The 22,886-nt window shown below is 65.6% G+C and carries 25 protein-coding genes; 6 read left to right on the top strand and 19 right to left on the bottom strand.

Annotation, left to right across the window (positions count from 1 at the left end):
• The 8 genes from trbL to L6Q21_RS07800 form a co-directional block, all read right to left on the bottom strand.
• Positions 1–1,308, bottom strand: a complete 1,308-nt coding sequence (trbL, locus tag L6Q21_RS07835) for a P-type conjugative transfer protein TrbL (RefSeq protein ID WP_058454880.1) — start codon at positions 1,306–1,308, stop codon at positions 1–3.
• 135 nt (positions 1,309–1,443) lie between these two features.
• Positions 1,444–2,196 (bottom strand): P-type conjugative transfer protein TrbJ, encoded by a 753-nt coding sequence (gene trbJ, locus L6Q21_RS07830; protein WP_058454881.1) that lies wholly within the window; start codon positions 2,194–2,196, stop codon positions 1,444–1,446.
• A gap of 6 nt (positions 2,197–2,202) precedes the next feature.
• A complete protein-coding gene (gene trbE, locus L6Q21_RS07825) occupies positions 2,203–4,671 on the bottom strand; it encodes a conjugal transfer protein TrbE (protein ID WP_058454882.1) in 2,469 nt (822 codons plus the stop codon).
• Entirely contained in the window at positions 4,665–4,937 is a 273-nt protein-coding gene (locus L6Q21_RS07820) for a VirB3 family type IV secretion system protein (RefSeq protein ID WP_443026223.1), read from the bottom strand. Before L6Q21_RS07820 ends, trbE begins: the two co-directional genes overlap by 7 nt.
• Positions 4,934–5,287, bottom strand: coding sequence for a TrbC/VirB2 family type IV secretion system protein (locus L6Q21_RS07815; protein WP_017499935.1), 354 nt, complete (start codon positions 5,285–5,287; stop codon positions 4,934–4,936). Before L6Q21_RS07815 ends, L6Q21_RS07820 begins: the two co-directional genes overlap by 4 nt.
• Positions 5,284–6,306, bottom strand: coding sequence for a P-type conjugative transfer ATPase TrbB (trbB, locus tag L6Q21_RS07810; RefSeq protein ID WP_058454883.1), 1,023 nt, complete (start codon positions 6,304–6,306; stop codon positions 5,284–5,286). Before trbB ends, L6Q21_RS07815 begins: the two co-directional genes overlap by 4 nt.
• Positions 6,303–6,728, bottom strand: coding sequence for a hypothetical protein (locus L6Q21_RS07805; protein WP_058454884.1), 426 nt, complete (start codon positions 6,726–6,728; stop codon positions 6,303–6,305). The genes trbB and L6Q21_RS07805 overlap by 4 nt, the downstream gene beginning before the upstream one ends.
• 2 nt (positions 6,729–6,730) lie before the next feature.
• Complete coding sequence (locus L6Q21_RS07800; RefSeq protein WP_058454967.1) at positions 6,731–8,758, bottom strand: conjugal transfer protein TraG; 2,028 nt, start codon at positions 8,756–8,758, stop codon at positions 6,731–6,733.
• A gap of 342 nt (positions 8,759–9,100) precedes the next feature.
• Here L6Q21_RS07800 and L6Q21_RS07795 point away from each other — a divergent pair, with 342 nt between their 5' ends.
• The 5 genes from L6Q21_RS07795 to L6Q21_RS07775 are packed head-to-tail and all read left to right on the top strand — an operon-like array spanning position 9,101 to position 12,262.
• Entirely contained in the window at positions 9,101–9,439 is a 339-nt protein-coding gene (locus L6Q21_RS07795) for a hypothetical protein (protein ID WP_058454885.1), read from the top strand.
• Positions 9,436–9,810 (top strand): helix-turn-helix domain-containing protein, encoded by a 375-nt coding sequence (locus tag L6Q21_RS07790; RefSeq protein WP_017499940.1) that lies wholly within the window; start codon positions 9,436–9,438, stop codon positions 9,808–9,810. The genes L6Q21_RS07795 and L6Q21_RS07790 overlap by 4 nt, the downstream gene beginning before the upstream one ends.
• Before the next feature lie 3 nt (positions 9,811–9,813).
• Entirely contained in the window at positions 9,814–10,824 is a 1,011-nt protein-coding gene (locus L6Q21_RS07785) for an ImmA/IrrE family metallo-endopeptidase (protein ID WP_082657683.1), read from the top strand.
• A gap of 6 nt (positions 10,825–10,830) precedes the next feature.
• Complete coding sequence (locus L6Q21_RS07780) at positions 10,831–11,511, top strand: C1 family peptidase (protein ID WP_058454886.1); 681 nt, start codon at positions 10,831–10,833, stop codon at positions 11,509–11,511.
• A complete protein-coding gene (locus L6Q21_RS07775; RefSeq protein ID WP_058454887.1) occupies positions 11,483–12,262 on the top strand; it encodes a thymidylate synthase family protein in 780 nt (259 codons plus the stop codon). Before L6Q21_RS07780 ends, L6Q21_RS07775 begins: the two co-directional genes overlap by 29 nt.
• On the opposite strand, the gene L6Q21_RS07770 is transcribed toward L6Q21_RS07775, so the two are convergent.
• The 6 genes from L6Q21_RS07770 to L6Q21_RS07745 form a co-directional block, all read right to left on the bottom strand.
• Positions 12,229–12,933 (bottom strand): uracil-DNA glycosylase, encoded by a 705-nt coding sequence (locus tag L6Q21_RS07770; RefSeq protein WP_017499944.1) that lies wholly within the window; start codon positions 12,931–12,933, stop codon positions 12,229–12,231. The genes L6Q21_RS07775 and L6Q21_RS07770 overlap by 34 nt on opposite strands.
• Positions 12,930–14,108 (bottom strand): nucleoside triphosphate pyrophosphohydrolase family protein, encoded by a 1,179-nt coding sequence (locus L6Q21_RS07765; protein WP_017499945.1) that lies wholly within the window; start codon positions 14,106–14,108, stop codon positions 12,930–12,932. The genes L6Q21_RS07770 and L6Q21_RS07765 overlap by 4 nt, the downstream gene beginning before the upstream one ends.
• On the bottom strand, positions 14,105–14,305 hold the full coding sequence (locus tag L6Q21_RS07760; RefSeq protein ID WP_237830189.1) for a hypothetical protein: 201 nt from the start codon (positions 14,303–14,305) through the stop codon (positions 14,105–14,107). The genes L6Q21_RS07765 and L6Q21_RS07760 overlap by 4 nt, the downstream gene beginning before the upstream one ends.
• A gap of 51 nt (positions 14,306–14,356) precedes the next feature.
• Positions 14,357–16,321, bottom strand: coding sequence for a relaxase/mobilization nuclease RlxS (gene rlxS / locus L6Q21_RS07755; RefSeq protein ID WP_058454888.1), 1,965 nt, complete (start codon positions 16,319–16,321; stop codon positions 14,357–14,359).
• Between the two features lie 346 nt (positions 16,322–16,667).
• Positions 16,668–16,829, bottom strand: coding sequence for a hypothetical protein (locus L6Q21_RS07750; RefSeq protein ID WP_167541760.1), 162 nt, complete (start codon positions 16,827–16,829; stop codon positions 16,668–16,670).
• 332 nt (positions 16,830–17,161) lie between these two features.
• A complete protein-coding gene (locus L6Q21_RS07745) occupies positions 17,162–17,482 on the bottom strand; it encodes a DUF736 domain-containing protein (protein ID WP_058454889.1) in 321 nt (106 codons plus the stop codon).
• Between the two features lie 361 nt (positions 17,483–17,843).
• Here L6Q21_RS07745 and L6Q21_RS07740 point away from each other — a divergent pair, with 361 nt between their 5' ends.
• A complete protein-coding gene (locus L6Q21_RS07740; protein WP_058454890.1) occupies positions 17,844–18,071 on the top strand; it encodes a hypothetical protein in 228 nt (75 codons plus the stop codon).
• A gap of 53 nt (positions 18,072–18,124) precedes the next feature.
• Here L6Q21_RS07740 and L6Q21_RS07735 read toward each other — a convergent pair whose 3' ends face one another.
• The 5 genes from L6Q21_RS07735 to L6Q21_RS07715 all read right to left on the bottom strand — a co-directional run bounded on the left by L6Q21_RS07735 (position 18,125) and on the right by L6Q21_RS07715 (position 22,489).
• Positions 18,125–18,628: a hypothetical protein gene (locus tag L6Q21_RS07735; RefSeq protein ID WP_058454891.1), complete on the bottom strand. Its 504-nt coding sequence runs from the start codon at positions 18,626–18,628 to the stop codon at positions 18,125–18,127.
• On the bottom strand, positions 18,621–19,088 hold the full coding sequence (locus tag L6Q21_RS07730; protein ID WP_017499952.1) for a hypothetical protein: 468 nt from the start codon (positions 19,086–19,088) through the stop codon (positions 18,621–18,623). The genes L6Q21_RS07735 and L6Q21_RS07730 overlap by 8 nt, the downstream gene beginning before the upstream one ends.
• A gap of 110 nt (positions 19,089–19,198) precedes the next feature.
• On the bottom strand, positions 19,199–21,007 hold the full coding sequence (locus tag L6Q21_RS07725) for a ParB/RepB/Spo0J family partition protein (protein ID WP_058454892.1): 1,809 nt from the start codon (positions 21,005–21,007) through the stop codon (positions 19,199–19,201).
• Between the two features lie 85 nt (positions 21,008–21,092).
• Positions 21,093–21,515: a DUF2958 domain-containing protein gene (locus tag L6Q21_RS07720; RefSeq protein WP_058454893.1), complete on the bottom strand. Its 423-nt coding sequence runs from the start codon at positions 21,513–21,515 to the stop codon at positions 21,093–21,095.
• Complete coding sequence (locus tag L6Q21_RS07715; RefSeq protein WP_058454894.1) at positions 21,512–22,489, bottom strand: ArdC family protein; 978 nt, start codon at positions 22,487–22,489, stop codon at positions 21,512–21,514. Before L6Q21_RS07715 ends, L6Q21_RS07720 begins: the two co-directional genes overlap by 4 nt.
• Between the last annotated feature and the right edge of the window lie 397 nt (positions 22,490–22,886).

Here is a 22,886-nt window from a genome sequence, read left to right as displayed (position 1 = left end):
TCAGTCCCTTTCCTTGATGTCTGGAGTGGCGCCAGCGCCGCCGCGGTCGCCGCCCTGGATTGCGTGGATCGCCATCTGACGGCGGTGGCGAGCATTCTGGCTGGCATGAAGCTTCTGCGCCCAGGCGGGTGTTCCTTCAGCTGCGCCTGTCGGCGCGGCTGCGGGGGCGCCGCCGCCGGCACGGGTGCTTCCTGCTTCCCATGCGGCGCGCTGCCCACGATCGGCGGCAGCGCTAACGCCGAGACCGCCGCTCATCCGGTTGGCAGCCGCGCCGCGCATGGCGGTCGCAACGCCGCCGAGGCCCGCGCCGACGCTGGTCGAGCCCGAGGTTTCCTGCCCGAGCTTGTAGGCGGTGGATGCGGCAGACCCCATCGATGTACCGGCGCGGATCGCGCCGAGACCGGCCCCCGCGAGACCGCGTGCCGCGCCGACGGCGCCAGCGCCTGCCATCGCAAGACCTCCGCCGGCAAGCGCGGTAGTGGCGATCACCGATCCGGCGCCGAGCTGCGGCGCGCCGGCGACGAGGCCGGATGCGATTCCCGGGCCGAAGATGGAGAGGCCAAAGATCGCGAGGCTCGCGAGCATCAGCGACACGGCCTGTTCGATCGACACCTCGTCGCCGGTGATCGCACTGGTGAAGTCGGCGAAATAGTTAGAGCCGATGCCGACGATGACCGCGAGCACCATGACCTTGATGCCCGAACTGACGACGTTCCCGAGCACCCGTTCGGCGAGGAACGACGTGCGGTTCCACAGCGCAAAGGGCACGAGCACGAAGCCGGCGAGCGAAGTGAGCTTGAATTCGAGGATTGTGATGAAAAGCTGGATCGCGAGGATGAAAAAGGCGGCGATGACGACGACCCAGGCGATCACCAGCACGGCGATCTCGATGAAATTGTCGAAGAAGGCGATCGGGCCAACCAACTCCTTCGCCTGCTCGAGGAGCGGCCATGCTGCCTCGAAGCCGGTCCCGGCCAGCTTGCCGGGTCGCAATAAATCGTCAGCCGTAATCGCGCTGCCCCCTGCGGTGAGGCCGAGGCCGGCGAAGCTGCGAAAGATGATATCGGACAGTGTCGAGAAGCTGTTGAGGATCAGGGCGAAGACGCCGACATAGAGGATCTTCTTGAGGAACTTGGCGATGACGTCGTCTTCGCCGCCGAGCGCCCAGAACAGCCCGGCGAGAGTGATGTCGATGCCGATCAGGATCGTGGTCAGGAAACCGACGTCACCGCCCAACAGGCCGAACCCGCTGTCGATGTAGGAGGCGAAGGCCTCCATGAACTGATCGATGACATTCAGGTCATCCATATGGGCGGGTTCCTGCTTGAAGTTGAAAGGTGTCGCGGGGACCGGCGGCCATGAGAGGGGCAAGCCCTACGGCCCCCGCGACGAGACAGGTTCGGACCGGGGGGAGCTGGGGGCGCGGTCCTCGCCTGCCTCAGCTCATTGGCGTGGCGTGTAAGCCTTGCCGTCGCCGAGGAAGCGGCGCGTTGACTCGCGTGCCTCGCGCGCGATCTGGCCCCGCTGCGCCTGCTCGACCGATTCCGCCCGGAACTGCGCCGCCATCATTTGCTGAAGCTGGAGCTGCTGCTTGGCGGTGAGCGCGAGAAGCTGGTTCGTGGCCTGCTGCGCCTGAAGCGAGCCTTCCGCGCCCTGGCTGCGCGCGACGATGTCGGCGAGCGCCTGCGTGTCGCTCCGTACGTTGTCGACGATGCGGTTCTGGACCCCCATCGTCTGGCGAAACGCGGACATTGCGGTATCGAGTTGATCGCGTGCGCGAGCCACACGCTGATCGCGGCGGAACACCTGATCGAACTCCTGCGGGTAGAGCTGGCGGAAGCGCTCGTCGAGCTGATCGATGCGGAAGTCGACGCCCTGCGCCTGGCCCATGAGCTGGTCGATCTGCTGGAGGCGCTGGCGAAGCTCCTGAAGTTGCGGGAAATCGATCCTGGTGAGGTTTTTGCCCTGGTTGATCAGCATTTGCGCTTCGTTCTGGAGGCTCTGGATCTGGTTATTGATCTGGGCGAGCGTGCGCGCGGCGGTGAGCAGGTTTTGCGAATAGTTCGATGGATCGAACACGCTGAGCTGGGCCGCGACGGGCGTCGAGGTCAACGCGATGCCGATACCGAGCGAGCCGACGGCGCCGAGCGCGAGAGCAGAGAGGCACGCATATTTGCGGATAGGGATACGGGGCACGGGAAATTACTCCTTGTCTTCTGGGGGGCGGGCGGCAGGGTGACGCCCAAGCAGGTCGGCCGCCCAATCGAGGCCGGCTTGGGAGAGAAAGGTCGCGGCGAAGTCGGCCTGGCCCTTTTCGGCCAGCACCGCGTCTATGCGCTTCTGGCTGTCGGGATCGGACGCGCCGCACAACGCCAGCGCGATCGGGCCTAGCCCAAGCTCGAACAGCCGGTTGCCGCGCGCTGATTGCAGATAATATTGCCGCTTGGGCGTCGCGCGGCTGACCAGTTCGATCTGGCGCGCGTTGAGACCGAAGCGGACGTAGGCCGTCTGGCCCTGCGGCTCGATCGCCCGATCATTGGGCAGCAAGATGCGCTGCGGACAGCTTTCGATGATGGCCGGCGCGATCGTGCTGTCGGCGATATCGGCTAGGCTCTGTGTCGCGAACACGACGCTGACGTTCTTCTTGCGCAGCACCTTCAGCCACTCACGAATGCGCGCGGCGAACAGCGGGTGGTCGAGGAACACCCAGGCTTCATCCAGTACGAGAAGCGTCGGCCGCCCGGTGAAGCGCTCTTCGAGCCGGTGGAACAGGTAGGTCAGCACGGGCGCAACGACGCCCGCCTGCCCCATCAGCGCTTCAGTCTCGAAGCACTGCACGTCGGCGATCGCTAGATCGTCTTCGGCGGCGTCGAGCAGGCGGCCGAACGGTCCTTCGAGCGTATAGGGCGTGAGCGCCGATCGCAGCGGTGCCGATTGCAGCAGCAGCGACAGGCCGGTGAGCGTGCGTTCCTCGATCGGGGCAGTCGCGAGATTGGTGAGCGCCGACCAGACGGCCTCCTTGATCTCGGGTGTGACCAGTACTTTCTCATGGGCGAGCAGCGCGCCGATCCATTCGGCCGCCCAGGCTCGTTCGTTGGAGCGATCGATGTGGCGCAGCGGCTGGAAGGCGATCGTTCGCCCGCCCTCGTCATCGGCATGACCGCTCTCGCCGCCAAGCCCGAGCGCGTGATGCGCGCCGCCCATCGCCAGCACGGCCGCGCGCGCCGAAAATCCCTTGTCGAAGACATAGACCTGGGAGTCTGGATATCGCCGGAACTGAAGCGCGAGCATTGCGAGCAGCACCGACTTTCCGGCCCCGGTGGGTCCGACGATCAGCATATGACCGACGTCGCCGACATGCGTGCTGAGACGGAACGGCGTCGAGCCGCTGGTTTCCGCATAAAGCAGCGGCGGACCGTCGAGATGCGGATTACGCGCCGGTCCTGCCCATACCGAGGACAGCGGCATGAGATGCGCGAGATTCAGGGTGTGGACGATCGGTTGCCGGACGTTCGCATAGACATGGCCCGGCAGGCTCGACAGCCACGCCTCGACCACATTCATGCCCTCGCGGATGCAGGTGAAGCCGAGCCCGTTGACGATGCGCTCGACCGCGCGGACCTTTTCCTCGACGCGGGCGCGGTCGATATCGGCAACGGTGATCGTCGTCGTCAGATAGCCGAACGCGACATGATCGCCGCCGAGCGCCTGCAAGGCCAGGTCGGCATCGACCACCTTGTTGTCGGCATCGCTGTCGAGAAGCTGGACCGGCTGGTTGTAGATGACTTCGCGCAGCAGCGCGGTGATCGACTTGCGCTTGTTGAACCACTGCCGCCGCAGGCGAGTGAGCGCTTTGGTTGCGTCGGTCTTGTCGAGCGCAATGAAGCGCGTCACCCAGCGATAGCCAAAATCCTCATGGTTGAGTCCGTCGAGGATGCCGGGACGGCTCGCGTTCGGAAATCCGAGAATGGTCAGCGTCCGCAGATGCTGGTCGCCCAGCATCGGCTCCAGCCCGCCGGTCAGCGGCGTGTCGGCCAGCAGCCCGTCCAGATAGATGGGCGTTTCGGGCACGGCGACGACATGGCGGCGCGCGGAGATCGCACCGTGGAGAAAGGTCAGCATTTCGCTGTCGCCGAGCGCGCGCACCTCGGGCATGAAGCCTCTGAACAGGTCAAGCGCGCGATCCGTCTCGGCGATGAAGCCGGCAAGCGCTTGTCGCCAGTCGCGGCCCTTCGCGTCGTCGCTGCGCTCGACCAGCGCTCGGCCCGCCGTGTCCGCCTGATCGGGCGGAGGCAGGAAGGTGAGCGTCAGATAATAGCGGCTCTCGAAATGCGCGCCCGCGCTTTCGAACGCCGCGCGCCGTTCCTCATCGACCAGCCACGACGCCGCATCGGGAAAGCTGCTGTCGGGATAACCCAGCGCTTCGCGCCGCTCGGCCTCGAAATGGAGTGCCCAGCCCGAGCCGAAGCGCTTCAGGACATTGTTCGCCCGCGCGCAGGCGGCGACAAGCTCGGCTTCGGTGGCGGATTCTAGATCGGGGCCGCGGAACCTGAGGACGCGCGAAAAGCTGCCGTCCTTGTTGAGCACCACGCCGGGCGCGACAAGCGCCGCCCATGGAAGGTGATCGGCGAGCCGGGCGGCCTTCTGACGGTATTCGCGCAGATTCAGCATGACAGATGCCCCTTCTGGCGAAGGTGGCGAACCAGGACCGGGGCGAAGTCGGGATCGCGTTTGGCGGCGAACACCGCGAGGGTGTGCCCGAACGCCCACATGGCCAGCCCGGCGATCCACTGCTGGAGACCGAGCCCGAGCGCGGCCGCGATCGTACCATTGACGATCGCGATCGCCCTCGGCGCCCCGCCGAGCAGGATCGGCTCGGCGAGCGCGCGGTGCATCGGCGCCTCGAAACCCTCGATATGACTGCCGGAGGCGATCACGAGATGAGCGCTCCACCGCCGAAGCTGAAGAAGCTGAGGAAGAAGCTCGACGCCGCGAACGCAATCGACAGGCCGAAGATGATCTGGATGAGGCGGCGGAACCCGCCTGCTGTCTCGCCGAACGCCAGCGTCAAACCGGTGACGATGATGATGATCACCGCGACGATCTTGGCGACCGGACCCTGGACCGACTCCAGCACCTGCTGGAGCGGTTCCTCCCACGGCATGCCCGAGCCGGCGGCCTGCGCGGTGGCGGCGAGCGCAAGCCCGAGGCCGATGGCGGCTCCGGTGAGGAAGATGCTCCGACGATCAGGAATACGGGCAGGAATACGGGACAAGCGCATGGTCATTCTCCTTGGGGTTCGAGGGCGTGGTCGGGAGTAAGGTCGAGGACGGCGTAGCCGCCGTCGGGATCGAGGCCGGCGACGCGCGCGATCGTGTCGACGCGGCGCGCGAGGCCGCGCCCGGCGATGAACACGATCATGTCGATGGATTCGGCGATCAGCCGGCGCGGAACGGTGACGACGCTTTCCTGCACGAGCTGCTCGAGCCGGTAGAGGGCCGACACTGCCGAATTGGCGTGGACGGTTGCGATGCCGCCCGGATGCCCGGTGTTCCAGGCTTTGAGCATGTCGAGCGCTTCGCGCCCGCGCACCTCGCCAACGACGATGCGATCGGGGCGGAGCCGCAATGTCGAGCGGACAAGATCAGCCATCGTGACGCCGCCGGCTCCGGCAGTGCCGATCGTACGCGTGCGCAGCCCCACCACGTCGGGCGCGGCGCATTGCAACTCACGCGTGTCTTCAATGATGATGACGCGTTCATCGAGGTGCGCCATCTCGGCGAGCAGCGCGTTGGCAAGCGTCGTCTTGCCCGAACTGGTGCCGCCCGCGACCAGGATGTTCTTGCGCTCGACCACGGCCATCGACAGCAGTCGCGCCGTGTCGGCGAGCATGATGCCGTCCCGCACATAGTCGAGCAAAGTGTAGATGCGCGCCGCGGGCTTGCGGATCGAGAAGCATGGCGCGAGGCTGACCGGCGGCAGGATACCCTCGAACCGCTCGCCCGCGCCTTCGCCGTGCGGCGGCAGCTCGGCCGAAACGATCGGCGCATTGCCATGAACCTCGGTGCGCGCGTGGGATGCTACCAGACGAATGATCCGCTCGACTTGCGCGGGCTCATATTTGGTGCCGGTATCGATCCGGCCTTCGCCAAGTCGATCGAGGCGCAACACGCCGTCCGGGTTGACCATGATCTCGATGACCATCGGATCGGCCAGCGCCGCCGCGATAGTCGTCCCCATCGCGGTGCGCAGCATCGCGCGCCGACGCCCTGCGGAATTATCGGAGCCGAAAAGCGTGTCGCTCATCGCCCACCTCCATTGTCTTTCGCGGAGGCAGCAAGCGTGCGCTGGCCGCTGGCGAGCGCTTCGCCGACGCGGGCAATGAACGCCTCGAAGCGGTCTCGGCCGATCGCACGCGCCGCTTCGTCGGCTTCGGCCAAAGGGGCCTGCACCATCAGTTCATAGCGGATGAACAGCGCCAGGCTCTCGAGCAGCACATGCCCGTCACGCTCGACACGCCCCAGCGCGAGCGACATGCGATCGAGCCGCTGGCTGAACTTGTTCTCCAGCCCGCTCGCCGCCTGCCGGTTGAGCCAGGCGGTGAGCGCGTCGGTGAGGATCGCCGATTTGGACGCGCCGGGCTGGCTCGCCAGCGCCTCGAAGCGGTGGCTCAGATCTTCGGGCAGGAAGAGCTGGTAGCGGACGCGGTTGGGTTTGATCGCCGCCATCGTCAGAAGCTCGGCAGTGTGTCGCTGTCGCGACCCTGGTTGATGGTATGGGCGCGGATCAGCGTGCCGGTGGTGCCGGCGCGGTCCATCGCGTGCTTTTCGGCGACGGGATCGGTGTCGTCGCGGTCGAGGCCGAGAAGATCGAGCTGCCTGGGCGGTTCGGGCTTTTTGGTCTGTTCCTCGCCGAGTCCGGGATGGCGCTGCTGTTGCAAGCCGCCGTCCTCATCGGCTTTCGCGTCGTCGTCGGCCTTGCCAAGCCGGCTGTCAGGCGCGCGGACCAGCCCGCTCCAATCGTCGGGGCGGCCCTGCGGGCGATCGGGATAGTCTCCGGGCGCGAGCTGGGGCGGCGGCGCGATCCGCTCGCGGAAATTGCGATCCTCGTAATAGCGCAGCTTCTTCGCGCGGATCGGCGCCATGCCGGAAACGAGCACCAGTTCGTCCTTGGGCGGGAGCTGCATCACCTCGCCGGTGGTCAGGAGCGGCCGCGCCGTCTCCTGCCGGCTGACCATGACATGGGCCAACCACAGCGCGAGCCTGTGGCCGGCGTAGTTGCGCATCGCGCGCTGCTCGGTGGCGATGCCGAGCGCGTCCGAGATCCGCCGCGCCGTGCGTTCGTCATTGGTCGCGAAGGCAATACGGACATGGCAGTTATCGAGAATGGAGTTGTGCTCGCCATATGCCTTCTCGATTTGATTGAGCGACTGCGCGATCAGGAAGGCGCGAACCCCATAGCCTGCAAGAAACGCAAGGCTGGTCTCGAAGAAGTCGAGGCGCCCCAATGCCGGAAACTCGTCCAGCATCATCAGGAGCTTGTGCTTGCCCGCCTTGGCAGGATCGGCATCCAGCTTCTCGGTAAGGCGGCGACCAATCTGGTTGAGCACCAAGCGTACCAGCGGCTTGGTTCGGCTGATGTCCGATGGCGGAATGACGAGGTAGAGCGAGACGGGGTGGCCCGCCTCGACGAGATCCGCGATCCGCCAGTCGCAGCGCGACGTGACCTCGGCGACGGTCGGGTCGCGATAGAGGCCGAGAAATGACATGGCGGTGGAGAGGACGCCGCTGCGCTCGTTCTCGGACTTGTTGAGCACCTCGCGCGCCGCCGACGCCACGACCGGATGCACGATCGGCGCATCCTTCGTGCCGAGATGATTGGTGGTCATCATCCGCCGGAGCGTGGTGACGAACGGCTGCTGGGGGTCCGACAGGAATGTGGCTACCCGCGCGAGCGTCTTTTCCGGCTCGGCATAAAGAACGTGGAGGATCGCGCCGACCAGCAGGCTGTGGCTGGTTTTCTCCCAATGGTTGCGCCGTTCGAGCGCGCCTTCGGGATCGACCAGGATGTCGGCGATGTTCTGGACGTCGCGGACCTCATGCTCGCCGCGCCGGACTTCGAGCAGCGGGTTGTATTTGGCGGAAGCGGGATCGGTCGGGTTGAACAGCAGGACGTGGGAGAAGCGCGCGCGCCAACCGGCGGTGAGCTGCCAGTTTTCACCCTTGATGTCGTGAACGACGGTGCTGCCGGTCCAGCCGAGCAACGTCGGTATGACCAGCCCGACGCCCTTGCCCGAACGGGTCGGCGCGAACGCCATGATATGTTCGGGGCCGTTATGGCGCAGATAACGGCCACGCGAGCGGCCCAGGAACACGCCGGCGTCACCATGAAGGCCTGCCCGCTCGATCTCGTTCGGCTTGGCCCAGCGCGCGGAACCATAAGTGGTGACCTGGCGCGACTGCCGCGCGCGCCAGAGCGAGCCTGCGATCGCCGCGCCGCAGCCGATGAAACCGCTCGCGCCGGCGAGCGCGCCGGCCTTGTCGAAAACATGCGGCGCATAGGCATCGTAGTGATACCACCAGGGGAAGAGCGCCCAGGGACGATAGACCGGCGTGCTTCCAGCCATGAACCAGGCCGGACCAAGTTCGGGCTGGTAGGCGAGCATCGCCGCCGCCCATTGGGTCGCCGCCCAGAGGCCCGCGATCACGATTGCGAACACGACAAGGATCTGGCCGATGAGCAATTTGGTCGGGGTCACGTTGAAGCTCCCGCCCATACCGCCGGATGCGGTCGGGGCGCGGCTTCAAGACTCGGCTATGGGCCGCCCGAAATGAACGGAGCCGCTGGGGGCTGGTGGGTGACCGAAGGAGATCACTCGTCGGCGACTGACTCAATATTCCAGCTCTGTTCTTTTGATCGAGCTATGACCCGAGTTGATGATTCTGCCCTGCCGTTGTCCCTCGAGGTGGCACTGACCACCACACCGCACCGCCGATGACCCGCTACACCCTGCAAAAATCCGAGCTGCAAATTCGGGCTTGCGTGTCGGATTATCAGACATTATATCGCATTTAATGTAGTGAAATCGTGCGAGGCATGCATGGCGACAATCGCTCCTCCGAAGCCCGCGGCAACCGCGTTTCCCAAAGCCGACGCCATTAGGGCGTTGGTCGACGAACTGCTGCAAGTGGCCAGGGCTGAGGCACAGGTGCGCGGAATTGCCCTACCTCCGGAAAACCCGAAGATCATCCAGGCGCCCGTGCCACTCGACTCCTTGTCCGTGGTCGACACGCTTTGCGCGGTGGAGCAGGTCCTCGACATCGAGCTTCGCGACAGCATCGTCCGCACCGGCGGCTACAATTCGATCGAGAAGGCGATTGACGACCTCCTCCCTAAGATCGAACGCGTCTGGGTTAAGAAGAAAGGGTCGAAGCCATGACCAATCTCGCACTCCGCCAGGAAGGCGACGAGCAGGAGCGGCGGCGCTTGGGCGACCGTCTGCGCGAAGCACGGAAATATCTCGGCCTCAAGCAGGAAGAAGTTGCTGCCTATCTCAAGATTCCCCGGACCGCGCTTACCGATATCGAGAATGGCCAGCGCCGCGTTGAAGCGATCGAACTGACGCGGCTTGCCCGTCTTTACCGCCAGTCGGTGGCCTATTTTACCGGCGAAGACGAGGCCTCCGCGAGCCTTCCCGCCGATGTCGCCCATCTGGCGCGACGCGTTGCGGCCTTGTCGACTGAGGACCGGGCCGAGCTGAGCCGGTTTGCCGAATATCTCCGCTCGCGGTCTGGCGGCGAACGGAGCTGATCGATGGCGTCGGATTATGCGAGCGCGGTTCGCGCTGGTACGATGGCAGCGGGCCGCCTGCATCGCGAACTCGATACGCGCGCACTGATCGAGACCCAAGGCGGCAGCGTCGATGTCTTCGGCGCGATCCATGCCGTGGGTCTACCCTTGCTGCTTCGTCCCCTGAAAGGCCTGCTCGGCGCCTATCTCAGCGCACCTGCTCCTGGCGTTCTCGTCACGACGGAACGACCGATGAGCATCCAGCGCTTCACGGCCGCGCACGAACTCGGGCATTTTTCGATGCGACACGAGCCGAGCCTCGACGATGAGAGCATCCTGCGCCGGATGCCGATGTCGCCCGAACCGGGAAACAACTTCGAGGAAACCGAAGCCGACGCCTTTGCGATCGCCTTCATGATGCCGAAATGGCTGATGCTCGCGCACAGCGCGCGACAAGGATGGCAGATCGATCATTTCCGGCGCCCCAATGTCGTCTATCAGCTCTCGCTGCGGATCGGCGCCAGCTATGAGGCGACGTGCCGCACCCTGGTTCGCTACAATCTGATTTCGCCATCGGTGATGACCGACCTGCTCCGGACGCAGCCGCGCAGCCTGAAGGTCGATCTCCTCAAGGACTATCGGCCCGACAACTATCGCGGCGACGTCTGGCTGCTGACCGAGCGCGATGCCGGCTCGCGGATCGATGGCAGTCGCAATGATCTTTTCGTGCTGCGGCTCGAAGAACATAGCGGCGGTGGGTATCTCTGGGATCTCGACCAACTGATCGCCAGCGGCTTCGCCGTCGTTCGCGACGAGCGTGAGGCAATCGACGGCGATGGCATCGGTGGTCCCGTTGTCCGCCGTGTCACCGCGGCGCCCGATGCGCCGCGGCGCGGCCGCATGTCGCTCGACGAGCGGCGGCCGTGGCAGCCTGCGCCGGCCCTCACCAGCCTGACGCTCGATTTCGACCTCACCGGCCCGGAACAGACGGGCCTGTCGCGCGCCGAACGGCGGCACCTGCTCGAGGCCGCCTGACGCCCCATGATCGATATCGTCCGTGACCTTCGGCCGCTGTTCGGACCTGCGCGCGATCAAGGCGCGCGGCCGACATGCCTCGCATTCGCCGCGAGCGACACCCACGCCGGGCTTCGCGACGGCTGGGCACCGCTGTCGTGTGAATTCGCCTTTCATGCCGCGCAGAAACGGGCGGGCAGACCGCCGACGAGCGGCGCACTGCTATCCACAATGCTGGACGCGCTACGGCTCGATGGCCAACCCGACGAGAAAGGCTGGCCGTATCTGGCTGCGGTTCCAGCCGATCATCGACTGTGGACGCCGCCGGCGACCGTTGGCCCGCTCTATGGCCGCAACGGACAGAGGGATGGAACCGACCTGTCATCCATCCTTGCCGCGCTGGACCGTGACACGCCGGTGCTCATGCTGACGATGCTGTCACGGTCTTTCTTCCAGCCGCGCGGTGATGGCGTCGTCGATCCGGCGAACGACGAACTCCCCGAGCCAGCGCAACGGCACGCGGTCGTCGCGGTCGGGCATGGAACCGTGGACGGCATCCCGGCCATTCTCATCCGCAACAGCTGGGGACCAGGTTGGGGCTTGGAAGGCCACGCCTGGCTTACTGAGCGCTTTCTAGCGCCGCGCCTTTTCGCCACGGCAAATTTGACGGAGGAAGTCGATGTATCTTCCCATACCGCCGCAGCCTGACTGCGTTGCTGGCTGGCGCGAGGCGGTCCGGCTCGTCGACCTCGCCACCGGACACCAGGCGCAGAATGTCGTCATCTCCGTGGCCGAGCCGACTGCGCGCGCAACACTCGCCGATCCCGTCGTGGCGGAAGTCGATGCCTTCCTTTCGGGCCATGGCAAGAAGCCCATCGAGACGGTCGCCAACACGATTTTTCCGGCAGCGCTGTACAGGCGCTACGGCGCGCCGCAATTCTTCGACCGGTTTCGCGACAACGTGCTGCCGAAGGTCCGGAGGTCGGGCGCTTGGTCGGGCTATTATTTCGAACGGATGATGGAATTGCCCCGCGCCGACGGCCAGCCAATCAATCAAATCTGGGGCATCGTCGAGCGCCTGCGCAACCCGAACGTCCGAGCGCTCAACAAATTCGAACTGCTGATCTTCGACCCCGCCCGCGACGTGAATGACTCGCCCTACGGCGGTCAGTGCCTGAGCTTTGCCAGTCTCAAGCTGATCGGCAAGGGCGACGATCGTCGCCTCGGCATGACCGCGCTCTACCGCAATCACTACTATATCGAAAAACTGCTCGGCAATCTGATCGGCCTCGGCCGTCTGCTCGAATTCATCGCCAAGGAAGGCGGGGTCGCGCTGGGTCCGCTCACGATCGTCTCGACCAACGCCACGGTCGACACCGCCAACTGGAACCGCGGCGATCTTAAGCAACTCTTTGAGCGCTGCGATCAGGCGAGCGCACATCTCCTTGCTGCGGCGTGAGGCGCGCCCAACGGCAGTTCTAGCGGCTCATCGTTGTCATCCGCGACACCGTACAGGCTGAACATGCCCTCGATGAACTCGCGCTGCCCGCCGTAGCTCGGATGGCGGACCGCGGTGGTCGGAATGTCGAGACCGTCCAGCGCCAGGTGAGCATCGCGCCCGATCGCGACGATCTGGCGGGGCCGGATCATTGACACGAGGGCTTGCAATATCGGCCAGGTCGCCTCGCGCTCGCTTCGCGTGTGGCATCGGTTCGACATCGGATCATCCGCTTCATGGGGATGGAACGGGAAAACGTTCCAGAGCATGACAGGCTGACCGATCCGCTCTAGCACACGCCAGACGATCGCCGCGGTGCGCTCCGCCACGGCGGGTCCCTGCGTCGCACGTTCGAATGCGATGCCGCCCATCAGCGTACCGGCATGTCCGAGGTGAATTTCGTCGGTCAGCGGTACGCCCGTACGCCGCCCCCCGCGATAGCCGAGATCACGCGCGATCCAGATCGTTTCGACGCGATGATCAAGCGCCGCGGTGAGCAGCATTTCGAGATTGTCGCGGCGCCGGGCGGCGGCGTCGCTGCGGTCATGGACCGTGCAGCGATCGCGCCAGGGATTGAACACTGAGGGAAGTTCGGTCGCCGCCAGGGTGGACACAAAGGATTTCGGGGTCATGACGGCAATTCCTTGATACGCAGGCGGCGATTGGCGAAGTCGATCAGGACGCGGCCGCGCCGATGCTCCTGAAGGAAGCGGAAAGCCGTATAGCCCTGGAGGATCGCTTCCTCCCAAAGCCACAGCGGACAGCGTTCTGATTCGTAGCCGGCGACGAACTGGCGGACATGCTTCAGCATGTCCAGCGGAAGGCCACCGCGCTTCACGTTTTCAAAGTACCGGAGTTGCTGCGCTTGTCCGAAAATCCAGGAAGTTATGCCCTCTTCGATGAGAATCGCCCGAGCACCGTCTTCGGCGTCGTCGAGTTTCGGATCGCTCTTGCGCTTGAGACGGAGCAGCGCACGCAGCACTGGCGACCAGCCAAGCACCGCGACATAAGCGTAGTGAAAGACATCGTGGAAGCGATAGTCGTCGGGTTCGAGCGCGTTGTCGGTGAGCCGGTCGCCGACATACACACCGCTTGAGCGTTGATACACGAATGTCTGCCCGCGAACGGTGCGTTCATAGACGTCGATCGCCATCCGCCGCGGCAATTGCTCTTCTGGGTCGAGCGCCGCATCGGTCGGCGCCGGATAGATGCGCTCGCGCGGCCAGCGATCGAAGATCTTGTGAAGATTCTTCACGGCGGCAGCCTCGATGGTAACACCGGATTCGTTTGCCGCCTGGATCAACCGGCGCATGACCGCGACCAGCCGGCCCGCGAGTGCTTCGCGGTCCTTCGCAAGACCGCCCGCCTGGAAATCGTTGATGAGCAGCCCAACGTCGCCTGCCAGCGCGAGCAGGCTATGCTCGAACTGCGGCATCGGTGCCTTGGCAAGCGGAATGTGCTGCGGCTGCAGCGCATGGAAACTGAGCGTTTCGTTGCCGCCCGTCTGCCATTGTCCGCCGTTTGTCGCCGCGGCGGCAGCGATGTCGCTGAGCGCCATGCGGCTGCGCCGTGCGATCGCCGCCAGATACCAAAGGACGTCACCAAGCTCTTCCGCGACGGCGTGAGCGTAACCCAGGTAGGAGGCATCGTCGCGCTGCTTTTTCTTGGCCTCACTGAGCAAGCTGCCGACTTCGCCGAAAAGGCCAAGCATCGAGAAGCCCAGTGCGCGGCCACCGCTGCGTTGATCAGTCCGCGCGGCCTGCTTCGCATAATCCGCAACAGTGAGAGCTTCGAAATCCTCGCTCATCGCCTGCCCTTCCGGCGATCCGATATCGCGCCTGCGGGGACGCTCACGCCATAGGCTTCAAGTGCCCGCAGTACGATCATCCGGATCGGCTCGCGGGAATCGAGCGACCGTTGACCGAGATCGCGTTTCGTAACGGCAGGAATCTGCACCTGAAGATGCTCGTCGCCGACATCGGTTTGCGCTGCGATATTTTTCATGAATCCATGAAAACATAATTTCATGAAAATAGGAAGCCCGAATCCTCCGGATCAGGAGACGCTCGGCCCGCTGCGCTGCCGCCCGAGTGTCCAGTTGATCCCGCCGTCGCGCATGATGCCCGAGACCGATTTGCCGACATGGCGATCGAGAACAGAGCGCCACGGCACCAGCGTGAAATCGCGCGACCGTTCGATGAGCGCATGGCGACCACTCGTCATCTCGACTGCGCGCACGAGCCTGCCTTGAACAGCCTCCCCCTCTCTGGCCTCGGCGAACGGAACGCCTAACTTGTCGGAGAGCTGGCGGGCGACACGCAGCAATTCTCGCCGCTGGAGCGCGGCGAGCATCCCTCGCCGATAGACCGTCTGCCCATCCTGTTCGTCTGCAAGCTGTTCGGTGATCAGCCATTGCCGTCGCATCGCCTGCGCTGAACGAACCTCGCGGCCGAACCCGGCATCGCGCACCGGCGCTGGGCTGGCGGCAACCAGCTCACGATCGAGCCAGGTCGCGGCCTCGGCCGCTGGCAGATTGTCGAGCGGGACGGTCGACAGCGCCTCGATGGCGACGGGCCGGTCGTGGAGTTGGCGCGCCTCGAACCGAACCACCTTGTCAAGATGATCGGGCGTGACGATCCAGCTTCCATCGGGATCGCGTTCGACATTGCGGGCGATCTTCCGCATCGCCTCCAGCCGGCGGACATGGGTTTCGGCGAAGCCTTCACTGGCGCTCGGGTCCTGCTGCAAATGCGCGTCGATCGTGTAGCGTCCGTCGTTCGCGGCGGCGACTTCGACAATCGTGCGATCGACCGGGCGAACGCCGCCCTCACGCGGCACGATCCGGACGATGGCGTTTTCGGGGGTCGGATCGACCATCTCGCCCTCGCCGATCTCGGCATAGTGCGTGCGCCCGTCGATGCCGTCGATTAGCAGATAATGGCGGTCTTCATGCTCGTCCGCCAATCCCCGCATGATAACGCGGCCGATAATCGGCGCGGCTTCCTGCGCCGTCGGATCATAGATGACGCGATCGGCCGCGGCACAGTCGAGCTTCCGCGCGGTCAGCTCGCGCTGCATGGTACGGATGATATCGCCACGCTCCCCGATCCGGCGCAGTGTGTTCGCGAGGTCGGGCTCGAGCCGCCAGGTGTCGCTGCCGATATGCGAGGCGAGTCCCATGCGCCCAAGTTTCTGCAAGCGGCCGACGCGAACCGATTGGTGAAACGGGTCGCTGTCGCTCGCGCTGACCAGGCGCATACTATCCATGTCGCGGATCAGCCGTCGGTCGATCGCGGTCAGCCGCTCCACGCCAGTATCGCTGCGAAGCCGCTCCTCGATTTCAAGGTCGGTGCGCGGCCCGAGGTCGAGGTTGGCGATCTCGATCGCGCGTTGCCTGGCCCCGTGCGAAATATATTCGCGCGCGATCAGCAGATTTTCGCCCCGGTCATTCACGCCGCGCACAACGATATGCGTGTGCGGATGGCCGGTATTGAAATGGTCGACTGCCACCCAATCCAGCCTCGTGCCGAGATCCTGCTCCATCTGCGTCATCAGCCTGCGCACAAAGGGCTTCAAGTCCGGATATTGGTCGGCGTCCTCGGCCGACACGATGAATCGAAACTGGCGGCGGTCGCCGTCGCAGCGTTCGAGGAACACCTTGCCGTCGGCGACATCCTCGTCGGCCGAATAGAGCGCGCCGGGCTCGCCCTCGCGGGTCACGCCATCGCGCTGGATATAACGCAAGTGCGCCTTCGCGCCGCCCATACCTTTCCCGCCAAGTCCAACAGGCCGTATCTTGACGATCACGCGGCGCGACCGGAACGCGCCCAATCGGTCGCGCGATCTGAGCACCCGTGCAACGCTCGCGCCACGTCCGATCCGGCTGCCGTCGAAGCGGCCACGCCTGCCGGTTTTTAGCCCTGCGCGCTTTGCCGCTTTCACGACGCGGCTCAGGTAGCGCTGCTCCTTGCCCCGGCAGCGCATCCGGCCCAGGTGCGGTTCGAACTCATCATCGCGCATAGCGGCGTCCTTCCATACCGGAATGACGCTCCCCGCCGATAAGAATGGCGCGTCCTCGCCAGAGCGCAAGGAGTCTCGCGATTGGGATCGGAAAAGCCCAGAAAACCGCCATTCCTGGCAACCCTGTCTCGCACTCAAAGGGCGAGTCTCGCAAAAGCCTTCAAAAAACGATGTGCAGACAAACACTTACAAAATCGCGAGATTTTGCCTCTATCTTGCCGTCAAGCCCGACTGCCACCTGCCGCCCCAGACGCCCGCTTTGCCTTCCCGCCTTCCCGATTAGAAAAGGGGAGCGGCGCCATGCGGCACCACTCCCGCGAACCTGCCCCTTCAACAGCGCATCGCCTTATTGCCAGCCTGCCTGTTCGGCCTGACGCAGCGCCCGATTGCACCGCTTCAGCCTCTTCTCAGCGGCCCTTAATTCGGCTTCGATCTGCCGCCGTTCTGCCGCGTCATCGCACCATGAAAGCTCCGCGCGAAGCTCCTCGATCTGTTGTTCAACCGACATCTCATCCTCCTGATACAAGCGAAAGATGAGCCATCGCCCGGCGGGGAGCGGGTCGGGTCAACCACCGCGCAGCGGCCGCGAAGCGGGCGACGGGGGAGCCGATTTTCTCGTCGCCGGAGTGGAGCGAAGCGGAACGCAGGTGGCGTGAAAATTGGGGGAACCGTCGATGGTTGAGGCGGTCCGTTCGCCGCCGGATACTCGGTGCTTGCTGAGCGGATTTCTTCCTCTCTGCAGGCCCGCAAGCGCGTTCCGGTGCAGGAAAAGGCCCACGCCGAGCCCTCAAGGCATGAGGAAAGCCCCGCGCCGGGTGACCGGCGCGGGAGCGATCCGGCTCAGTCGCCGGGGTTCCAGATGACAGCGAACGCGTCGTCGTCGTCCTGCCCGGCGGCGCGGCCGAGATTGGCGTAGAGGGTGCGGCCGCCAAGTTCGGGGGCTGACATGGCGAGGCGGACATATTCGCGCTGGCTCACCTCGCCGGTGCGGATCCAGCCGCCGCCCAGTTCGACGCCGTTCGACAGCACGCGGTAGTCGGGCTGGTCCCCGGTCTTACCGCGATTGGGGATGATGGCGATCTCGGCATTGACCGAAAGCGTCTTCAAGGCGCCCCGGAACGAACCGTCGTTCTGGCGCTGGACATGACCGATTGCGGGCATTTCTCGTCTCCTTCACACAGTCGCCCGACCCGATGCCGGGCGATGGGCGGACCGAAGGGACGGCCCTTGAGCGCGCTGCGAACCGCAGGCCGAAGCGAAGCGGAGGACCGGAAGCGCGGGGCTGATTTGGAGCGAAGCGGCCGCGAGGAGCGCCGCCAAAGCGGCGCGGGGAAATCAGTTCCGCGCGATGGTTTCGCGGGGCGCGCGGCCGTCCCAGGTCATGCGCCCAAGGAGCCGGCGACGGGGTGGTGAGACACGAAAGGACGAGATGCGCGCGCGGACAGGAAGCCCAGTCCGGCGTCCTTCCGGGAAGCCATGATTGCTTTCGCGGCCACGAAGCGGCGGCTATAGCCTCACGGCGATGAACGAAGGAACGACGATTGCGGGGCAGATCGAACGGCTGATCGTGCGGCTGGACGGCGCGGCGGTGTGCGATGCCTGCGTGACTGACCGGCTCAACCTGTGGGTTACCGCACAGGCCAATGTCGTCACCCGCGCGCTCGGCGGCACGCGCGGATTCGAGCGGCAGAAGGACGAATGCACGCTATGCGGAAGCACCCGGACGGTGATCCGCCGCACCGCCCGGTAGGTCAGGCGGCGGGGGTTTTCGGCACGCGAGCGCGCGGTGCGGCGCGATTTGGGCTAGTTGCCGTCGCCCGCGAGCGCGCGCGCCAGCGGCTCGTTGGTCGCCTCGATCTCGATGCGGTCTGCGAAAATCGCGCACCAGCCGCTGCCGAATTCACCGATGCGGGGCTTGGAACAGGTCATCGCCCAATCAAAGCCTATCGGCCCCTTGGACAACGTTTCGGCGCAACATCGCTGGACGACCACGGCGATAGCATAGGCGTCGAAATCGTCCATGCTGGCGAAACACACGATCCGCACGGCTGGGTCGTCGGGGCAGGTTTCCGCGATGAAATCGGCTCCGATGGTGGGAAATTCGGGATCGTTGAACGCCTCGCGAAACCCGCTCCACGGCACGTTCGCATCGTCCGGCGGAAAGGCTGCGAGCAGCGCCGCGCTCGGCGGATCGGGCGCGTCGTCATTCGCCAGCGCGTAGCCAGCGTTTGCGACTTCCTCGATCAGCGCGCACTCGGCGGCGGTGCAGCGAAAGGCGAAGCTGCCCTGAATCCAGATGTCAGCCATTGCTCGCCTCCTCCCGTTCGGGCGTGATGACAAGCGGGGGCACCGCGAAGTCGGCCGCATCGAAATGCGCGATGATCGCCGCATAGCTGCCCAATCGCTCGGCGGTGCAGCGCCCCATGAGGATATAGTCGTCCTCGTCGGCAGCGTAGCTTTGCGGTTCGCCGCTGCCGGTGAACACGGTGCGTTCCGCACCCCACTGGCAGGCATAGGCGCCCGACCAGCGCGCGAAGAAAAGCCCATGCGCGATGCAGAAGGCTTCGAGTCCCTCGAACCGCCCCCAGGCGACCTCGTGCGCCATGAGCGCCAAGGGCTCGCCCTCGGGCAGATCGCCGAGCGCGAAGGGTTCGCCGTCCCATTCGGTGGACAGCCCTTCGTTCGCGATGGCCTCGGCGAAGGCGGGAAGCTGGCTGGCGGGGAGCGTCCCGCCGATGGTGATGGATGCCGAAACACGGTCGGCCATGACAAGTCTCCTGTCTGAAATCCGCGCTGCGAGGGCCGCTTGCGGCCGAGCGGCGCGGCGATTTTATGGGGGGCGGAACGGGCGGCGGGTGCGCCGCCGCCCGTCCAGTTTCATGCGGCTTCGCGCTCGGGCTGTTCCTGCGGCTCGGCCTTGGCAGGGGCCGGAAGCGCAATCACCGCGCCGGGGCCGGTCGGTTCCGGCTCGCGGTCGGGGCGCGCCGCGAGCACCTTGGCATGAGCCGCGACGGTGCCGACGCCGCCGCGCGCCGTATAGGCAGCGGGCGGGAACGCCATCCATTTCGGCACCCAACCCTCGACCTTGGGCCGTCCGTTCGTGCCGTCCAGATGGTCGCGGACGATGCGCTTCAAGACCTTGCCCGGTTCCTTCGCATTGGCGGCGGCGACAGGTTCGCCCGCCACCTCGGCGACGATGCGGGTCAGCACCTCCTTGTCGCGGACACACTCGAAAAAGGCGTCGTCGGCCTGCCAGTAGCGGGCCATATCGACGCCGATCTCGCCGCCCACCGCCTCGACGGCGGCGCTGCCGCTGGCGAGCGTTTCGCCCATGACGATCACCACCACGTCCATGACGGCGCGGTCGGGCACGTCGAGCAAGCGGAGGAACACGCCGACAAGTCCGAAGTCGTCGCCGTTGCCGCCGGCCACGGTCGGTTCCTCGGGCGAGAAGCCGAGAAGGTCCAATACGGCGCGGCGCTTCGTATCGAAGTCGGTTTCCGCGCGGCAGGTTTCGACGCTTTCGGCAACCAAATCGTTGCGCGCGGTCTGCGGCTCGGGCTTGATGGTCCAAAGCGGCGAACCGACGATGGCGTGCGCCACCATCAAGCGCAGCGCGACCTTGGGGTGACGGGTCAGCGCGGCGCGCACGGCCGCGTGGCGATGCAGGTCGATATAGGTCTGCATCGTGCTCGTCACCTCGGGGCGCGGCACCTTGGGAGCGGTGTCGATCGGCTCGCCGCGTTCGAGCCGCTTGGCCTCCTTCGACGTGACATAGCCCTCGTAAAAGTCCACCTCGCCGCTCGCGCGCACGTCGATATAGACGCGCGCCCCCTTGCGCTTGGGAGCCTTCACAAACTCGTAGCGATGGAAGTATTCGCCGCGCGGGACGATCACGACATCGCTCCATCCCTCGTCGAGATAGGCTTCGCGGCGATCCTCGATGGCCGCGTCCTGCTCGCGCCAGAAGGCGTCGGCGTCGGCGAAAAAGCGATCCTCGCCGAACAGGTCGGCGATGATCGCGAGCTTGAGCCTCTCGACGTCGAACAGGGCATGTTCGACCTTGATCGACGCGCCGCCGAACAGCCAGTCCTTCAACTGATGGCCGGTCGGGCAATAGGCGTCGGGGTCGCTGAACAGCGCCAGCCATGCCTTTTGCTGGCTCGTGCTCGCCAAGGTCAGGTGCCGGACGGTCGCCGCGTTGATCTCTTCCTTGCGGTAGAGGTCGCGGATGCGCGGCAAGAGATTGCCGAGCGCGAGGATGCGTTTGACGCCAAGCTCGGGGATGCCGAACGTCGCGGAAATATCCGCTTCGTCGCGGCCTTCCTTGACCAGCCGGGTGAAGGTTTCCCAGCGTGTCACCTCGTCGGGCGCGAGCCGCGCGATATTCTCGATCAGCGACGCCTCGATGGCGGCGGCATCGTCGCCGTTCTCGAGAATGGCGCACGGCAAGGGGTCGGCGCTGCCGGTTTCGCCCGCGACGATCTGCGCGGCGGTGAAGCGCCGCGCGCCCGCGACGATCTCGAACGCATCGGGACCGCAATTCGGTCGCACGATCAGCGGCACGAGAACGCCGCGCGCGCGGACGGTCGGAAGGATGTCGGACACGTCCGGCGCCTTCTTCGCGTAGCGCATATTGGCCTTGCTGACGGACAGCTTGCCAAGGTCGATAAAGTCGAGTTTCATTGGTCTGCTCCTTCTGGAGCGCCGGTCCCGTTTGTCTTGCTGGATGGGCGGGACCGGCACTCGATGCGGCGAAACGCGCCGCGCGTCACCCGCCTCGGGGCGGAAGCTCCTTGCCGTTGCGGCTGTCGGCCGCGCGGCGAAGTTCGGTTTCAGCGAAGATGATCGCGCCCGCCCGCCGCGCGGTCTCGGCCCATGTCGAGAGCGGGGCGAACGGTTCGAAATGCTCGTCGCGCTCGATGAACAGGCCGAAGGGCAAGCGGACGCTCGCCATTTCGGACAGGCTGAATGTGCCGAGTTCGGGAAAGCCGAACCCCAAGTCGGCAAGGCCGAACAGCGTGTCGTCATCATCGTAAAGCTCGGTCGCGAGCCATGTTGCCGCGCCCAAGGGATTGAAGAATTTGACCAGCGGAACGGGATCGGGTTCTGGCGCGCCATCGCGCGCGGCGGCGCAGCGGGCCAAGTCGTTCGCGCGCAGCGCGAAGCGCAGTTCGGGGGTCAGCAGGATCATGCCGCCGCCCTCCGCTCGTCGCTTTCGCTGGCCTCGGTATGGCGCGCCATTATCCAGTCGGCGGCCTTGCTCGCCGCGCTCGCGGCGCAGAAGATGGCGCGATTGTCCTCGCGCAAGACCTCCAGCCATGATGCCAGATAATCGGCATGGCGCACGGTCGGTTCGATGCCAAGCGCGGCGCAGAGGAAGGCGCTACCCATTTCGGCGACCAGTTCCTCGCGGGCGTAGTCCTTGCTGCCGAACGGGTTGAGAATCTTGCGGTCGAGGCGCGAGGCGTGGCCGGTCGAATGGGTCAGTTCGTGCAGCGCGGTGCGATAATAGTTGATCTGCTCGAAGAACGCGGGTTGCGGCGGAACCTGCACATAATCATGCGCGGGTACATAGAAGGCACGGTTGCCGCCGATGCGGAAATCGACGCCCGATGCGGCAATAACCGCTTCGGCGACGGGCACGATCTGGCGTTCGGGGAGCGGCGCGGGGCCGGCGGCAAGGCCGGGGCGCAAGCCTTCGCATTGCGCGACGTTGAACACGGTGAAGCGTTTGAGGAAGGGCACGGCGCGGGCCTCGTCGCCGGTCAGGCGTGCGCGTTCCTTCTCGGCCTCGGGGGTGAAGCGGTCGGCATAGACAACGGTGGTCCCGCGCTCGCCCTTGCGGACGTTGCCGCCTGCTTCAAGGGCTTGGCGGAAGGTCAGCCACGATTGCGAAGGATAACCGCACTCGATAACCGCGCCCCAGAGAATGAGCACGTTGACGCCGCTGTAATTGCGGCTGGTGAGCGCATTGCGCGGAAGGCCGGGGGCGGCGGAGAAGCCTTGACCATTGGGGCGGCCCCAAGGCTGGACCCAAGGAACGCGGCCCGCCTCAAGTTCGGCAACGATCCGGTTCGTCACCTCGTCGTAAAGATTGGCGCGCTCTGCCGGGGGCTGGCTCCTGCCAGCTTCTCCGCGCGCGCGATGCTTGCCGCTCTGGCGCATGGCTATCCTCCTGCACCGCCCCAAAAACCCCAGGGCCTCCCCCGGAGCGGGGGTGGGCGGCGAACTGCGACCTGCCGGGCGCGGCCAGAAGGCGGTCCGCACCCGCAGGGCCGCAATGCAATGGAGGAGCCGAGCCCGAGCGCAGTCGAGGGCCGGCTTGCGGGACGCCGGGCCGGGCCCAGAAGGGAGCGCCGTCCACCCGTGCGACGAGGGGAAGGCCCAACGAAAAACGCCGCCGCGCCGGTCAGGCGCGGCGACGACAGGCCGGAGCAAGGCTCCGGCATCCCGCCAGTCCGATCATCACCTTTGGCCGGGACGCGCGAAGCGTGGCCCGGTGGAGCTTGGCGAACGGATGTGAGCCTAGCGGAATAGAGCGGCGGTCGCGCCGCAGGCGCGA

Source organism: Sandaracinobacteroides sayramensis, assembly GCF_022014495.1.
GTDB classification, from domain to species: Bacteria; Pseudomonadota; Alphaproteobacteria; order Sphingomonadales; family Sphingomonadaceae; genus Sandaracinobacteroides; species Sandaracinobacteroides sayramense.
The sequence above is the reverse complement of the archived record's forward strand: the minus strand, read 5'-3'. Positions and strand labels throughout refer to the sequence as shown.

Excerpts from the sequence above, each read along its gene's own strand:
- trbL (WP_058454880.1), bottom strand. The coding sequence starts at position 1,308 with ATGGATGACCTGAATGTCATCGATCAGTTCATGGAGGCCTTCGCCTCC.
- trbE (WP_058454882.1), bottom strand. The coding sequence starts at position 4,671 with ATGCTGAATCTGCGCGAATACCGTCAGAAGGCCGCCCGGCTCGCCGAT.
- L6Q21_RS07815 (WP_017499935.1), bottom strand. The coding sequence starts at position 5,287 with ATGACCATGCGCTTGTCCCGTATTCCTGCCCGTATTCCTGATCGTCGG.
- trbB (WP_058454883.1), bottom strand. The coding sequence starts at position 6,306 with ATGAGCGACACGCTTTTCGGCTCCGATAATTCCGCAGGGCGTCGGCGC.
- L6Q21_RS07805 (WP_058454884.1), bottom strand. The coding sequence starts at position 6,728 with ATGGCGGCGATCAAACCCAACCGCGTCCGCTACCAGCTCTTCCTGCCC.
- L6Q21_RS07795 (WP_058454885.1), top strand. The coding sequence starts at position 9,101 with ATGGCGACAATCGCTCCTCCGAAGCCCGCGGCAACCGCGTTTCCCAAA.
- L6Q21_RS07790 (WP_017499940.1), top strand. The coding sequence starts at position 9,436 with ATGACCAATCTCGCACTCCGCCAGGAAGGCGACGAGCAGGAGCGGCGG.
- L6Q21_RS07785 (WP_082657683.1), top strand. The coding sequence starts at position 9,814 with ATGGCGTCGGATTATGCGAGCGCGGTTCGCGCTGGTACGATGGCAGCG.
- L6Q21_RS07780 (WP_058454886.1), top strand. The coding sequence starts at position 10,831 with ATGATCGATATCGTCCGTGACCTTCGGCCGCTGTTCGGACCTGCGCGC.
- L6Q21_RS07775 (WP_058454887.1), top strand. The coding sequence starts at position 11,483 with ATGTATCTTCCCATACCGCCGCAGCCTGACTGCGTTGCTGGCTGGCGC.
- L6Q21_RS07770 (WP_017499944.1), bottom strand. The coding sequence starts at position 12,933 with ATGACCCCGAAATCCTTTGTGTCCACCCTGGCGGCGACCGAACTTCCC.
- L6Q21_RS07765 (WP_017499945.1), bottom strand. The coding sequence starts at position 14,108 with ATGAGCGAGGATTTCGAAGCTCTCACTGTTGCGGATTATGCGAAGCAG.
- L6Q21_RS07760 (WP_237830189.1), bottom strand. The coding sequence starts at position 14,305 with ATGAAAAATATCGCAGCGCAAACCGATGTCGGCGACGAGCATCTTCAG.
- rlxS (WP_058454888.1), bottom strand. The coding sequence starts at position 16,321 with ATGCGCGATGATGAGTTCGAACCGCACCTGGGCCGGATGCGCTGCCGG.
- L6Q21_RS07750 (WP_167541760.1), bottom strand. The coding sequence starts at position 16,829 with ATGTCGGTTGAACAACAGATCGAGGAGCTTCGCGCGGAGCTTTCATGG.
- L6Q21_RS07745 (WP_058454889.1), bottom strand. The coding sequence starts at position 17,482 with ATGCCCGCAATCGGTCATGTCCAGCGCCAGAACGACGGTTCGTTCCGG.
- L6Q21_RS07740 (WP_058454890.1), top strand. The coding sequence starts at position 17,844 with ATGAACGAAGGAACGACGATTGCGGGGCAGATCGAACGGCTGATCGTG.
- L6Q21_RS07735 (WP_058454891.1), bottom strand. The coding sequence starts at position 18,628 with ATGGCTGACATCTGGATTCAGGGCAGCTTCGCCTTTCGCTGCACCGCC.
- L6Q21_RS07730 (WP_017499952.1), bottom strand. The coding sequence starts at position 19,088 with ATGGCCGACCGTGTTTCGGCATCCATCACCATCGGCGGGACGCTCCCC.
- L6Q21_RS07725 (WP_058454892.1), bottom strand. The coding sequence starts at position 21,007 with ATGAAACTCGACTTTATCGACCTTGGCAAGCTGTCCGTCAGCAAGGCC.
- L6Q21_RS07720 (WP_058454893.1), bottom strand. The coding sequence starts at position 21,515 with ATGATCCTGCTGACCCCCGAACTGCGCTTCGCGCTGCGCGCGAACGAC.
- L6Q21_RS07715 (WP_058454894.1), bottom strand. The coding sequence starts at position 22,489 with ATGCGCCAGAGCGGCAAGCATCGCGCGCGCGGAGAAGCTGGCAGGAGC.